Genomic DNA, 13,714 nt, shown 5'->3' with positions numbered 1-13,714 from the left:
TGCGTCAGACCCCGTAGGGCAGGCGGCTCGCCTGCCCGCGCGGGCGAGGCCGCCCGCGCTACGGAACGCAGGAGTCGCCTTGGGCTACGTCTACACCATCCACTGCCCCGAGGACGAGGCCGAACTGGCCGCCGCCGAGGCCTGGGCCTTCACCGGCAGCGAGCCACAGGGCCGCCTCGTCCGCGCTCCGTGGGCGGTGGACATCACCCGCGCCGCCTACCTGCGCGACTGCGTCCACGTCGAGGCTGCCGGGCACTCCCTGGATGAGCTGGTCGCGGACTGCCTCGCCCGCCGGGTCGCCTACGAGGGCTTCAGGCTGCAGTTCCTGCGCCCGCCGCCGAAGGTGGCCGAGCACAAGGACGACACTATCCTGCGGGTGGCCAATGCCATCACCGGGCGGCCGGATCTGCACCACCCGCGGGTGCGGCTGGGGGTGGTGGCCGTGTCCGGCGCCTGGGCTTTCGGCCGGATCATCAGCACCGGCGGCAGCCACTGGCTGCGCGGCATTGACCGGCCGGTACACTTCTCCAGCGCCCTGCCCCAGCGCTTCTCGCGCGCCCTGGTCAATCTCGTCGCCGCCCCCGGCGACACCCTCATTGATCCCTGCTGTGGCATCGGCACTCCGCTGATCGAGGCGCTCGACGCCGGCGTGACTGCCTTCGGCGCCGACACCAACCCCAAGATGCTGCGCGGCCTGGCGGAGAACCTGCGGCACCTGGGCCTCCCTTTGCGGCTGTTCCGGGCCGACGCGCGGCGCCTGGCCGGTCGCTTCGATGCGGCCGTCCTGGACCTGCCGTACGGGCGGAACCTGCCGATGGACGAGCAACTCTACCGGGAACTGCTGGGGCCGCTGGGTCGCAGTGCCCGCCGGGTCGCCATCGTGGCCGCGCGCGACTTGGACAAGCTGCTGGACGATCTGGGCTACACCATCTTGCGCCACGCGCGGGTGAGGAAGTGGCAGCTTGTGCGGCATGTGTACGTGCTGCAGGGGGAGTGACGGGGTCTGCGGCCCGGGGCTCCTGGTGGAGGAGGAGGATAGGGGCAGCCCGGCGGACGGGCGCTCCCGCGCCCGCCTAGCATGAGCCGCGCCTCCGGCGCTGACGGCCTCCGCACGCCGCCGTCGCCACCGGCGACTGCCGAGGGGCCATTGCCGTCGAGGCCCGGAGGGCCGGCTCAATCTAGGCGGGGGCGGAAGCCCCCGTCGCTCTTGCCCGCAGGATTCCCTCCGCCGCGGGGTGAACCTCTCCTGTGCCCATGCGGGCCATGTTCCCACGAGGTGACCTCCATGCCCCCCGACAAGCAGTGCCTCAGCAGTGACCGCATTCCCCCGGCCGTCGGGCCGTACTCGCAGGCTGTGCGCTGTGGCGACCTGCTGTTCTGCTCCGGCGTCATTCCGCTCGACGCCGCCACCCGCAAGCCCGTGCCCGGCGGCATCGCCGAGCAGGCCCGGCAGGCCCTGGACAACCTGTCGCGGCTGCTGGAAGACTGCGGCAGCTCCCTGGCGCAGGTCGTCAAGACCACGGTGTTCATGCAGAACATGGAACATTTTGCCGAGTTCAATGCCATATATGCCGAGTACTTCCCGCAGGCGCCACCGGCGCGCAGCGCCGTGCAGGTGGCGCGACTGCCCCTGGACGTTCTGATCGAGGTGGAGGCCATTGCGAGCACATAACGGGCGACAGGCAGGAGACGGCCCCCGCACGGCGGCCATCGTGACGGTGCTGGGATTGGCTCTGGCGCTGAGCGGCGCCGCGTGGGCAGCGGAGACGCTGGAGCTGCTCGCCAACGGCGGTTTCGAGACGCTCGACTCCGAGGGCGGGCCGGAGAACTGGGGCACGCGCGACTGGGGCGACAGCAAGCACGCCGCTTCGCGCCTCACGGGCGGCGCTCGCTTCGGCCAGCGTTGCCTGGAGTTGCGGGGCACCTCCAGCCCGGTGCTCTACGCCTGCTTCAGCCACCCCGTCTCGCTGGGCACGGTGTCTTCGCAGCAGCTCCTGCTGTCGCTGTCGTACCGCGCCGAGGCCGGAGTCATGCCGGAGTTGGTGGTCGTGACCTTCGCCGAGGACTTCGCGGCCAAGGAATGGGGCACGCCGGTCCTGAGTTCCGAGACCGTATCCCTGGAGACCTCACCCAAGCAGTGGCAGAACGTGACCTGGCATGTGCGCCTGCTGCCGGCCGCACGCCAGGCTGTGGTCATGCTGCAGATACGCGGCCGGGGCGGTCTCTTCGTGGACGGCGTCTCGCTCAAGACCCATCCGGCGGAGGTGCAGTGTGAGCTGATCTCGCCTGGCATCGTTGTGAACGCCAAGGGCGGCCGCGAGGCTCGGCTGCGCCTGACGAACCGCACCGCTGACACGCTGCCGGTGCGGATCGGGCTCCAGGTGCGCACCACGAAGGGCTCCGGCAAGCCCTCGCGCACCAGCGTGCGCCTGTCGCCGGGCAAGCCCCAGGACGTCACCATCGGCTACTCCTATCCCCTCGACAAGTCCGCTCTGCTCGCCCTCACCCTCTCCAGCGAGCAGGAAGACGTCATCTATGATGAAGTGTCGGACGCGATTCCCGGCCTCATCGAGGGGCGGATCGTGTCGCCGGCCTTCCGCGCCACGATCCTGCCAGGAATACCGACACCCGAACTGGTGGCGGAGGGCTCCCTGAACGCCACGCCGGAGTTGCGGCGTCAACTGAAGCTCGATGGCCGCCTCGCCGGTCTGGGCCAGGACCTGCCCGGCATCGCGCTCGGCGAGGACGGACGCTGGCAGGTGCGGCGACCCCTGGGCCAGATGCTGACCGGCGCCTATGCGGTGCACCTGCGGGCCCTGCAGGGCGGGAACCCGATCGCGGAGTTCGACCTCCCGATCACCAAGCCCGAGCCGCGCCCCGGCGTGGCCGGCTACGACGAGCGCCTGCGCCTCGTCCTGGGCGCGCAGCGGCGCTTGCCGCTGGGCATATTCATGGCGCTGGACGAAGGCGATCTGGCGTCCGTGGCCGAGGCGGGGTTCAACACGGTCGTCCTGCCCTCGCGGGTGGCCAGCACGGACATGATGGAGACCGCCCAGAAGCTCGGGCTGGCCGCCATCGTGTCCTCGGCCAACACGGAGCGCGACTTCTGGCAGACCCAGATGCAACGGCACGCCAGTGTGCCCAACCTGGTCGGCTGGTACGTGCTGCAGCGCCCGGAGACCGAGTCGCCGCCGGCCCCGCCCGCGCTCATGGATGCCGTGTACGGCATGGTGGCAGAACTCGACCCGCGCCACCCGGTGTGCCTGGCCGTCGGGTCGCTCTCACGCCTCGAGCACTACAGCTCCTTCTGTGACGTCCTGATGCCCTGGACCGAGCCGGAGCCGCCGGGCGACCTGCGCGCGGTGGATGTGCTGCTGACCCGGGCCCAGGAGCTGTGCGCCAACCGGCGACCGATCTGGCCCCTGATCCAGATCACCGGCGCGGCATACGCCACCGACAGCCGCCTGGACCCCAAGGGCAACGGCCGGCCGCCGACCGCCGACGAGTACCGCTGCATGGCCTACCAGAGCCTCGCCCGGGGCGCCAACGGGCTGTTCTCGTTCTCCTACCGCGTGGCGGCCTCGCGCACACAGCTTGACTACCTCGCGCCCCGCGACGCCCCCGACCTGTGGCAGGGCGTCAAGCGCGTCAACCAGGAGCTGCGCGCGCTGACCCCCGTGCTGCTGGAGGGCGAGCCGGTAGCGGTGCAGTGCGACAACCCGCAGGTCGCCGTGCGCGGGTTCCGCTACAACGACGCCTGCTATGTGCTGGCCGCCAACCCGCTCTCGGTGGCCGCGCCGCTGAAGCTCAGCGTGCCGGGGATGAAGACGGCCCTGCTCGAAGTCGCCTTCGACACCCGCAAGGTGCAGGGGGTGGCGGCCGGGGAGTTCGCCGACCAACTCGAGCCGCACGGTGTGCGGGTATACATGGGCCGCTGACGCCTGCCCTGGCGGCCTCGGGCCGCCGGCCGCCATCTCAGCGAAAATCAATCCTGAGGGGCCTGTCCGGCCCTGACAGGCTATTTGCGAATTGTGACGAATTCTCGGTTCTCCTCGTTGACAGGGGTAAGCTCTTTGCTGTACCCTGAACGCCCGTTGACGAGTCTTTCCGGTCGTCCGCGCAAGTTGTTTACGCCTGCAAGGAGCCTCTTCGCCGCAGTCACCCACCTGTGTGGGGCGTGGCCGAAGAAGAGGGTGGACCCCCGCGGAGGTGGGTGCAGTGGCAGATCTGAACCTGGTGCTCTTGTCGGGTTTCGCGACGCGAGACGCAACGTTGAGACAGAAGTCGTCGGGGCAGGTGAAGGCCGAATTCAGCTTTGAGGTGGACCGGCCGTTCAACCGGGCGACAGGGGAACCGGTCTCGGACCTGTTCCTGGTGGATGTCTGGGAAGACCTCGGACGCTGGGCTGTGGACAACATCAAAGAGGGCACGCGGATGCTCGTCATCGGCACCCTCAATAAGGAAAGCTACAGCACGCGCGGGGGCCGCGAACACCTCACCATCGTCAAGGCCAAGTACATCCAGCCCCTGGACAAGCCCCTGCTCAGCGGCGATGTGAATGTGGACGAACTGAAGCGGGACTGTTGGTCGGGCGAGTTGCTGCAGAACGCCATCGGCCTGGTCCAGGAAGCCCTGGCTGACGGGAAGAGCGCCTCCTCCGCAGCCTGTGCCCAGTAGCCGCCAGGAGCCATGAGCCGACAGCCACCAGCGATGGTGGCTGTTCTTCTTTGCGCAGGCGGCGCCGGGGCCCTCCCATGAGCGACGAACATCCCCCCATCTATGTCGTGCTCTCGTCGGAAGACGAGCACGCCTGCCTGCAGGCTGCCCGCGGGCACGAGCGCAAGCGCTGGCGCTGGAGCAAGCGTGCCCAGCAGTTGCGCGAGCTGCAGAAGTTCGTCGAGTGGGCCGGCGAGGGGCCCCTGATCTGCTATCGCGGCGGGGAGCTGACCGACCTGCTCTCCCACACGCAACTGCTCTCCCGCACGCGCAAGCTGCTGGGCACGCTGGTGGACCTGTTCGAGGGGGCGCTGGTGGCCGCGGCCGACGCGCCTGACTTCGCGCTGCCCGCCCTGGCCGAGCATCTGGACCTCCCCCCGCAGAAGACCGATCTCGATCTGCTCCCCATCCTGCACGAGGCGCTCGGCGAACGCTTCCGCGCCCTGCCGCGCAGTCTGCTGGTGCTGCTGAGCGCCCTGCGGGGCGATGGGAGCAACCTGCCCTGGCTGCCGTGGCCGGAGCTGACAGCGCTGGAGCGGCAGACGCCGCTGGCACATCTGGGACGGCTGGTGCCCGAGGTCGAGAAGATCGAGCGCCCTGCGCAGGAGGGCGGGCCCGAGCCGCTACCGCAGCTCATGGGCGAGCTGTTCTCTCCGGGCGGGGCCATTGCGCAGGCGCACCCCAAGTATGAAGAGCGCCAGGCGCAGATTGACATGGCGCGGTCGGTGGCGCAGACGCTGGTGGATGGCGGTGTGTTGGTGGTGGAGGCCGGCACGGGGGTCGGCAAGTCGCTGGCCTATCTGGCGCCTGCTGTGCTGTGGGCCCGCGAGCACGGCAAGCCTGTCATCGTGTCCACCAACACGCGCAACCTGCAGGAGCAGTTGCTGTCGCAGGACCTGCCGCTGCTGGCGGCGGCGCTGCCGGTGAGCTTCCGGGCGGCGCTGCTGAAGGGCCGGGGCAACTACCCTTGCCTGCGCGCCCTGTCGTGGCTGCTCGATGATGCCACCGGCAGCCTGTTCTGGTCCGAGCGCCTGGCGGTGATGCACCTGCTGGCCTGGCTGGCGGGTCGGCCGACCGGCGATCTGGAAGGCATATCCCCGGCTGCATACGAGGAGATAGACGCGCTGAGCGCCACCGTGGACCGGATGCGCTCCCAGGGCGAGTCGTGCCTCGGTCGGGCCTGCAGCTTCCACAAGGTGTGCCTGGTCGAGCACGCGCGCGAGCTGGCGCGCTCCGCCGATGTCGTCGTGGTCAACCACGCCCTGGTCTTTGCCGATGCGCAGGGGCCGGTGCTGCCCGAATACAGCCACATCATCTTCGACGAGGCGCAGAACATCGAGTCGGTGGCCACCGACGGCCTCGCCTCGGAGCTGAGCGGGCCGCTGCTGTCGAACTTCGGGCGCCTCGTCGGGGTGGGGGGGCGCTCCGGGGCGCTGGAGATGATGCAGCGCCGCCTGCAGGCCGCCGACGGCCTGCCCAGCGTGGACCTCATCCGCGAGAGCTTCGTCGTGTTGGGCGAAGGCGTCTCCGAGCTGATCGCCGCCGGCGATGCCCTCGGCGAAGAGCTGGTGCAGGGCCTGACCGACGGCCGCGACGCCCGTGAGGCCGGACGCACTTCCCTGCGCCTGACGCGCCCGGTGCGCGAGGCCGAGGAGTTCGCCCCGGTGCAGCGTGCCGGCGAGGCCTTCATCCTGGAGGCCGAGGCCGTGCAGCAGGGCTTTGCGGCGCTGGCTGAGAAGCTCACGGACATCGAGGAGCATGGCGGGCCCGACCTGAAGGGCCTCAGCGCCGAGGCCGCGGCCCTGGCCTCCCGCGCCGAGAAGCTCAAGCTGGCCGCGCAGGTGATCCTGTCGTCCGAGGGCGATGAGGAGGACTACGTGACCTGGGCCGAGGTGTGGGAAGGGCGCGGCGGGCCGGGCTGGTCGTTGCGCGCCGCCCCCATTGAGGTGGGGCAGCTTCTGCAGGCCCTGTTCTACCAGCCCAAGGAGGCCGTCATCTTCACCTCGGCCACGCTCTCGGTCGGCGGGGAGTTCGGCCACTTCAAGCGCCGCCTGGGGCTGATGCTCGAGCCCGAGCAGGTGCGGGAGGAGAGCTTTCCCTCGCCCTTCGATCTGGAGCGGCAACTGCTGCTGTGCGTGCCGACGGACTTGCCCGACCCGCGTGAGTACGAGTTCAACGAGGTCGTCCAGCGGGCCATCGGCGACATCTGCGCCATCTCCAGGGGCGGCACGCTCGTACTGTTCACCGCCCGCAACCGCATGGAGAAGGCCTTCGAGGCGCTGGCGCCGGGCCTGTCGGCGGGGGGCCTGCGGCCGCTATGTCAGGACCTCTCCGGGCCGCGCTGGTGGCTGCTGGACCAGCTCCGGCAACATGACAACACCGTTCTGTTTGGCCTCAAGAGCTTCTGGGAGGGCGTGGATGTGCCGGGCTCGGCGCTGCGCTGCGTCATCCTGGCCAAGCTGCCCTTCGCGGTGCCGGATGACCCCATCGTCGAGGCCCGCAAGGAGCACGTGCGGCGGCACGGCGGCGACCCCGTCGGGGATTACTACATCCCCGAGGCCATCGTGGGCTTCAAGCAGGGCGTGGGGCGCCTAATCCGCACCCGCACCGACCGCGGCATCGTCTTCGTGCTCGACCCGCGCCTGTGGACGCGCCACTACGGGCGGCGCTTCTTCCGCTCGATCCAGCGCTGTGCGCTCAGCCGCCTGTCGCTGGAGGACTGCCTGGCCGAAGCCCGCGCCTGGCTGGCCCATGCCGGTCCTACCCCCCTCACCGCCTCCGCGAGCGACGAGTAGCCCCCGACCACGATCTTGGGAATACCTGCGCAACAAGAGCGTCCATTGACTATTAGTGCGGCGTAGACGCATAATCGTGGTACGTAGCTAGCAACAAACGGGGACACAGGAGTCCGAAGGAGGTCGGAAATGAGACGTAAGGGCTTCACACTCATTGAACTGCTGGTCGTCATTGCCATCATCGCGATTCTCGCGGCGATCCTCTTCCCGGTCTTTGCCAAAGCGCGCGAAAAGGCGCGTCAGGCCAGTTGCCAGAGCAACCTCAAGCAGATCGGCCTGGCTCTGTTGCAGTACTGCCAGGATTTCGATGAACGGGGCCCGATCTACTGCTCCAACGGCCGCCTGAACGCCGGGGCCTGCGGCGGGCAAATCTGCGGGATGGCGCAGTACTACGCCGCGGACTCCAACGGCGGCTACGGTGACATCGGCAAGAGCGCCGGCGCGGTGCTGATGCCCTATGTCAAGAACCGCCAGATCTTCTACTGCCCCAGCGGCGGCCCGGATGTGAACCAGTGGCCGCGGATCAACTACTGGACCGTAACCTGCCGGCGCGGCCAGGGCGGCACGACCTGGATCATCCCCGGCGCCACGTACTCCGCCACTGCCTCTCCCGTCGCCTTCGACTGCGTCACCTGGGCCAACGCCGGCGCCATGCTGCCCAACACCATCCACTGCGGCACCAAGCCCACCAGCGGTGTGGGCGGCGATGGTGTCCACAATAGCCAGTGGAACGTGTGCTACCTCGACGGCCACGTCAAGTCCGTGCCCTTCTCCGGCCTCGTCGCCGAGAACGGCACGCAGATCTGGGAATGGTAACCCTCCCCTGACCACCCGCGCGCCTTCAACACCCCACGCCCCCGGCGTGGGGTGTTGCTTTTACTTTTCGGCGCATTGCTGCTATGCTTCTGCCCCTGGATCATCTGTGAGGTAGACCTGTGAGCGCACCAGAACTCGTTGCTGACACTTTCTGCTTTGCCTGCGGCAAGGACAACCCGTATGGGCTGCACATGCAGTTCGCCGAGGAGGGCGAGGACTACGTCTGCCGCTGGACGCCCCAGCCCCACCACCAGGGCTGGCACAAGATCCTCCACGGCGGGCTCGTAAGCACGCTGCTGGATGAGGTGATGACCTGGCGGCTGGTGTCTCGCGGCCACTGGGTCGTGACGGCCGAGATGACCGTGCGCCTGAAGGCGCCGACGCCGCTGGACCAGGAGCTGACGATCCGCGCGCGAGTGGTCAGCCAGCGACGGAACATCTACGAGGTCGAGGGCGAGATCACGCTCCCCGATGGCACCGTCACGGCAACAGCCACGGCGAAGTACATGGAGGGCAACGGCAGGTAGGGCGGGAGGGCGGGATGAGGGGATGAGGGGATGAGGCGGGCGTGGGCGCGGTCACCGACCGCGACCGGATGGCCACTATCGCGGTCGGTGACCGCTCCCACAGCCGTGCGCCCGAAGGGGCGGGCGGCGGCCTGGAAGCCCGCACTACGTGAACATGTTTCATGATGCCTCGATATGACCTACGACAGCCTCATGCTGCGGCGCATGGTCGCCGAGATCAACGAACTGGCCGGCGCGCGGGTGCAGCGCGTCTTCCCGACGTCGCGCCAGGAGATCGTGCTGGAGCTGGCCCTCCGCGCGCCGCTGCCACAGATCGTCATCAACGTCTCCGCCGACGCCGGCCGCGCCCATCGCGATGACGACCGCGAGCCGGCCCTCGGCGCCGATACCCCCCTGGCCGATGTGTTGCGGCGGCACCTGCGCGGGGCCACGCTGCTGTCGGCCCGGCAGGTGCAGTTCGACCGCGTGCTCTGCCTGGAGTTCGCCAACGCCGAGGGCATGGGCCCGGGCGCGCGCCGTACGCTCGTGGCCGAGGTCATGGGCCGCCTCTCCAACCTGCTCCTGCTGGACGAACGCGACTTCATTCTCGAATGCTCTCGGCACGTCACGACCCGCGTCAACCGCGTGCGCGAGTCGCTCCCCGGCGAGGCCTACGCTGCAGTCCCCGACTTCGGCAAGCTCGACCCCACGACCGCCACCCCCGCCGCTCTGGCGGCCCGGTGGCCCGACGAGCCCGCGCTGCTGACTGCCTGGGTGCGCCAGACGCTGCAGGGGGCCAGCGACGTGCTGCTCGCGGTGCTGCTCGACCGGCTGGGACTGCCTGAGGATGCCACGACGGCGGCGCTGCCCGACCCGGGAGGCCCGGATCAACTCCTGTCGGCTCTGCAGGCGCTCATCAACGCCGCGGAGCAGCCGGGGCCGGCGCATGTGGGGCGGCGGGGCCAGCAGCGTCCCGTGGCCTATCCGGTGGCCCTGCCCCACGGCTGGGAGGTGCTGGGGGAGGAGGGGTCGCTCAGCGCGGCGTGCCGGTCCCTCGCGCACCGGGCCGCCGAGGCAGCCGAGCTGCGGCAACTGCGGGAGCGGCTGGCGGGGGTGCTGCGCGCAGCCCTGGAGAAGGTCCGCCGCCGGGAGAGCGAGCGCGCGGCGGCGCTGACGAAGGCCGAGCGGGCCGACGAGTGGCGGCGGCGCGGGGAGATCATCCTGGCCCACGTGTGGGCCCTGGAGCCGGGGCAAAGCGAACTCGTGGCCGAGGACTGGGAGAGTGGGGCCGAGGTGACGATCCCCCTCGACCCGCGCCAGACGCCCCAGGAACAGGCCCAGGAGCAGTTCCGGCGCTACAAGAAGCTGCAGCGCGTCCGGGAGCGCGTGCCGGCCCTGCTGGAGCAGGCCCGGACGGAGCGGCAGGAGCTGGAGGACTTGCTGGATCAGGTCGCCGAGGGGGAGCTGCGCGACCTGCGGCTGGTCGAAGAGGAGATGACAGGCCAGGGCCTGCTGAAGGCCCCGCGGCGCCGCCCGACCACGAAGGCCGACTACCGGAGCACGGAGACACCCGAGGGGTATGCGGTGATCTACGGGCGCAGCGCCCTGGAGAACGCCGCGGTGCTGCGGGCAGCACGGCCGGATGACCTGTGGCTGCACGTGCAGGGCTGCCCCGGCGGGCATGTCGTCATCCGCACCAACAACCGGCCCGACGAGGTCCCCCAGTCAGCCCTGATGGAGGCGGCGAGGCTGGCGGCGAGGCAGAGTCGCCGGCGCCGCGATACGGTGGTGGAGGTGGATGTGACGCTGGTCAAGCACCTGCAGCACATGCGCCACGGCCCCCCGGGGCATGTCGTCTACCGCGAGTTCAGGACGCTGCTGGTGAAGCCCTAAGCCGCGCGGGCACGAAAGTCGCGTGGGCGGGCGTGTCCCCACGCCCGCAGTAGACCTCACGTAGCGCGGGCGGCCTCGCCCGCGCACTTCCACCGGGCAGGCGAGGCCGCCTGCCCTACTGATCTGCGAGGCCGCCTGCCCTACTGGTTCGCGGGGCCTCCCGCGGACAGCCCCTACACCCGTTCCTCGATGGTCGCATCCACCACGACCTGGGTGACCCCGCGCACGTTGCCCAGGGCGTCCTGCAGGACCGCGACCTGGCGCTTGACGTCCACGCCGCGGCCTGCCGTGCCCCGCCAGGGCTTGATGCGCCCGCCCAGGTACACCACCCCGTTGATGACGGCGGTGGTCATGAGGCTGGTGTCAATGTTCTGGGTCAGCTTGGCGATCTCGCGCTCGACCGTGTGGCGCAGAATCTTGTCCTCAAGGGGCATCGTGACCACCTCTGGGCTGGGGTTGGTCCGGCCTGGCTCTATATGCCGTAGCGCAGCCGTTCGGCCATGCTGGGCGGCAGGTCCGCCTCGTAGATCAGCCGCTGGGCCGCCGCCACGTCATAGCTGACGCGGCGGATCTCGACGGTCCGCGCCTCCTGGTCCCAGACGGCGTAGCTAGCCTGGCTGTTGCCGTCACGCGGCTGGCCGACGCCCCCGGGGTTGATGACATACGTGCGGCCCTCGACGAGGTCGAAGTGGCCACCCTCGGGGCGTGGGTGCTGGCTGGGCGGACGACCGTCGTTGCGGTAAGTATACCACTCCGCGAAGTGTGTGTGCCCAAGAAAGCAGATCTGCTCCTCCATCACTGTCACCGAGGCCATGGCCTCCAGCGGCCCGGTCGTGTACAGGTCCGGGTCAGGGAGCGAGCCGTGGCAGACGTGCGCGCCGGGCAACTGGCGCACGGGCTGCAGCTCGGCCAAGAAGGCCAGATGCTCCTCCTCCAGGGCCGAACGCGTCCACTGGATGCAAGCCCGCGCCGCCGCGGTGAACCACTCCTCCTTGGCCGAGCGCACCGCCGCCTCGTCGTGGTTCCCCCGCACGATCACTGCGCTCAGCTCGCGGATGGCCCGGCAGCACTCATTGGGCTGCGCGCCGTAGCCGACGATATCGCCGCACACGATGAACTGCTCGATGTGCAGGCGCTCCGCATCGTCCAGCACGCGCTGCAGCGCGTGGAAGTTGGCGTGGATGTCCGACAGGATGGCGTAGGTCATGGAGGCCGGGATTCGGGATCCGGGGTTCGGGATCCGGGATTGGGGCTACTGCCCCCGCTCGGCGCGCATGTCCAGGTAGCACATGCGCAGGACTGTGTCCACGGCTTGCAGGCTCTCGACGGTCGCCTCCGGCGGCGCGTGGCATACCAGGAGCGCCTGCCCCAGCAGTTGCGGCGTCTGCACGGGCGGAGGCTGCGCTCCCCCCAGCCGCTGCGCCACCAGCCCCCCATCCAGCTCCCGCAGGGCAGGCCCCGCCGTCGCGTGCAGCACGGACATCTGCTCCGCGAGCGCCACCAGGTGCTGCCGCACGATCTCGGCGTGTGCTTCCCGCCCCGCCCTGGCTGCCCGCTGGATCAGCCTGTCCGCGGCGAAGACATCGCTCTGCAGCACCATGAACCGCGTGAAGTTCAGGCGCCCCAGAGGCTGCTCGGAGCCCGACGCAACCAGCGCCAGGAACGCCAACGCCAACATGCGCGTGGCCTGCGTCAGGTCGGCCGACGTGCGGGCCGTCCGCGTCACGGCTGCCGTCGCCGCGGCGACCGCCGGCACGGCGCCGTCGAACTGCGCCGCTGCCAGCCGCCACTCCGTCTCATTCGCCACGGTCGCACCCTTCACCTTGTGGGGGTCCTGCAGGTCTGTCGCGCTGCGGTCCCAGCCGGTGCGCAGGGCCATGCTGCGCGACAGGATCTCCGCCTGCCGGATGATCTCATTCCACGAGGCCGCGAGGGCGTAGTGGGCCCGGGCGAGGGTGGCCAGGTACTGCACCTCGCCAACCTCGGGCACAATGACCTGGCTCAACTCGAGCGCCCGGGCGATGTCCCGGTCCTTCTGGTACGCCCGGAGCTGCTTGCGCAGGCGCGTCTCGGCCCGGATCAGGTCCTGCTCGCAGCGGCACAGTTCCTCCCGCGTCGCGGTCAAGCGGGCGCTCTCCTCGGGACCGAGGGCCAACTCGACCTCAGCCCCGTCCCGGTCCGGGGCGAGGCGCCCGCGCACGTCGGCCATGCGCGCCGGCGCCTCGGCGCGGTCGGGCTGTCGGCGCGCCGCCTGTTCATAGACGGCCAGGGCGCGGCGGTAGTGCAGCCTGTCCCGCAGGCGGTCGCCGACCGCGACCAGACGGTCATACTCCGGGGCCTCGAGTTGCTCGATCTGCCGGCGGACCGCCCGCAGGCGCCGCGAGGCCCGTGGGTGGGTCGCCAGCAGGTCACCGCCCAGGCCGCTGGCGTCGGGAATCTGCTGCAGGAATGTGGCCACACCCTCGGGGTCGTAGCCCGCCGCGAAGGCCAGTTCGGCTCCCTTGAGATCCGCCTGGGTCTCGTGGGCGCGCTGGGAGCGCAAGCTGTCGAGCAATTGCACGATCTGCGCCACATAGATCCAGTCCCGTCCGACGTGCTCGCGCAGGAGGCCCACCGCCGCCAGGTAAGCCAGCTGCATCTGCAGCATGCGCCGGACGTCCTGGTCCTGGGCATGAGCGACTTCGTGAGCGAGCACCCCGGCCAGCTCCTCGTCCGAGGTCACATGGCACAGGAGCCCGCGTGTGACGCACACAATGCCGCCGGGGAGGGAGAAGGCGTTGTTGTCGTAGCTGCCCAGGATGACGAACTCGAAGGTGAACTGGCGCGTGGACTGCGCGGCCACGGGCGCCGCCACCCGGTCCACCCAGTCCTGCAGCAGCGCGTCTTGGACGCGGCCGTTGCGCAGTTCCATCTCGCGGAGGGTGAGCTGGCCGAGGCGTTTCTCAAACTCGGTCCAGACGGCGGCGGGACTGTGGCCGGGGGTCAACA

10 protein-coding genes and 1 pseudogene are annotated in these 13,714 nt (G+C 69.9%); 8 read left to right on the top strand and 3 right to left on the bottom strand.

Features of this window, described 5'->3' with window-relative positions; all coding sequences use genetic code 11:
• Window positions 1–79: 79 nt before the first annotated feature.
• From LLH23_06885 to LLH23_06850, 8 genes and pseudogenes are all read left to right on the top strand, one after another.
• Window positions 80–997 carry a hypothetical protein gene (locus tag LLH23_06885; protein MCE5238201.1) on the top strand — a complete coding sequence of 306 codons (918 nt, stop codon included), beginning with the start codon at window positions 80–82 and terminating at the stop codon, window positions 995–997.
• A 288-nt stretch (window positions 998–1,285) separates the two neighbouring features.
• On the top strand, window positions 1,286–1,672 hold the full coding sequence (locus LLH23_06880) for a RidA family protein (GenBank protein MCE5238200.1): 387 nt from the start codon (window positions 1,286–1,288) through the stop codon (window positions 1,670–1,672).
• The gene (locus LLH23_06875; protein ID MCE5238199.1) at window positions 1,659–3,938 is read left to right on the top strand and encodes a hypothetical protein; all 2,280 of its coding nucleotides are present in this window, start codon (window positions 1,659–1,661) and stop codon (window positions 3,936–3,938) included. The genes LLH23_06880 and LLH23_06875 overlap by 14 nt, the downstream gene beginning before the upstream one ends.
• A gap of 280 nt (window positions 3,939–4,218) precedes the next feature.
• Window positions 4,219–4,677, top strand: coding sequence for a single-stranded DNA-binding protein (locus tag LLH23_06870; protein MCE5238198.1), 459 nt, complete (start codon window positions 4,219–4,221; stop codon window positions 4,675–4,677).
• 77 nt (window positions 4,678–4,754) lie between these two features.
• Entirely contained in the window at window positions 4,755–7,511 is a 2,757-nt protein-coding gene (locus LLH23_06865) for a hypothetical protein (GenBank protein ID MCE5238197.1), read from the top strand.
• A gap of 129 nt (window positions 7,512–7,640) precedes the next feature.
• Window positions 7,641–7,820, top strand: a pseudogene (locus tag LLH23_06860) (DUF1559 domain-containing protein).
• Between the two features lie 626 nt (window positions 7,821–8,446).
• A complete protein-coding gene (locus tag LLH23_06855) occupies window positions 8,447–8,854 on the top strand; it encodes a PaaI family thioesterase (GenBank protein MCE5238196.1) in 408 nt (135 codons plus the stop codon).
• Window positions 8,855–9,028: 174 nt separating this feature from the next.
• Window positions 9,029–10,726, top strand: coding sequence for an NFACT family protein (locus LLH23_06850; GenBank protein ID MCE5238195.1), 1,698 nt, complete (start codon window positions 9,029–9,031; stop codon window positions 10,724–10,726).
• A gap of 173 nt (window positions 10,727–10,899) precedes the next feature.
• On the opposite strand, the gene LLH23_06845 is transcribed toward LLH23_06850, so the two are convergent.
• From LLH23_06845 to LLH23_06835, 3 genes are read right to left on the bottom strand one after another with little or no spacing between them, the layout of a single operon-like run.
• Entirely contained in the window at window positions 10,900–11,160 is a 261-nt protein-coding gene (locus LLH23_06845) for a hypothetical protein (GenBank protein ID MCE5238194.1), read from the bottom strand.
• Window positions 11,161–11,198: 38 nt separating this feature from the next.
• Window positions 11,199–11,933 carry a metallophosphatase family protein gene (locus tag LLH23_06840; GenBank protein ID MCE5238193.1) on the bottom strand — a complete coding sequence of 245 codons (735 nt, stop codon included), beginning with the start codon at window positions 11,931–11,933 and terminating at the stop codon, window positions 11,199–11,201.
• A 45-nt stretch (window positions 11,934–11,978) separates the two neighbouring features.
• Window positions 11,979–13,712, bottom strand: a complete 1,734-nt coding sequence (locus LLH23_06835) for a M48 family metalloprotease (GenBank protein MCE5238192.1) — start codon at window positions 13,710–13,712, stop codon at window positions 11,979–11,981.
• Window positions 13,713–13,714 lie beyond the last annotated feature (2 nt).

This window comes from bacterium, from assembly GCA_021372615.1.
Lineage (GTDB): Bacteria > Armatimonadota > Zipacnadia > Zipacnadales > UBA11051 > JAJFUB01.
This window is presented reverse-complemented; position numbering and strand designations above follow the sequence as displayed.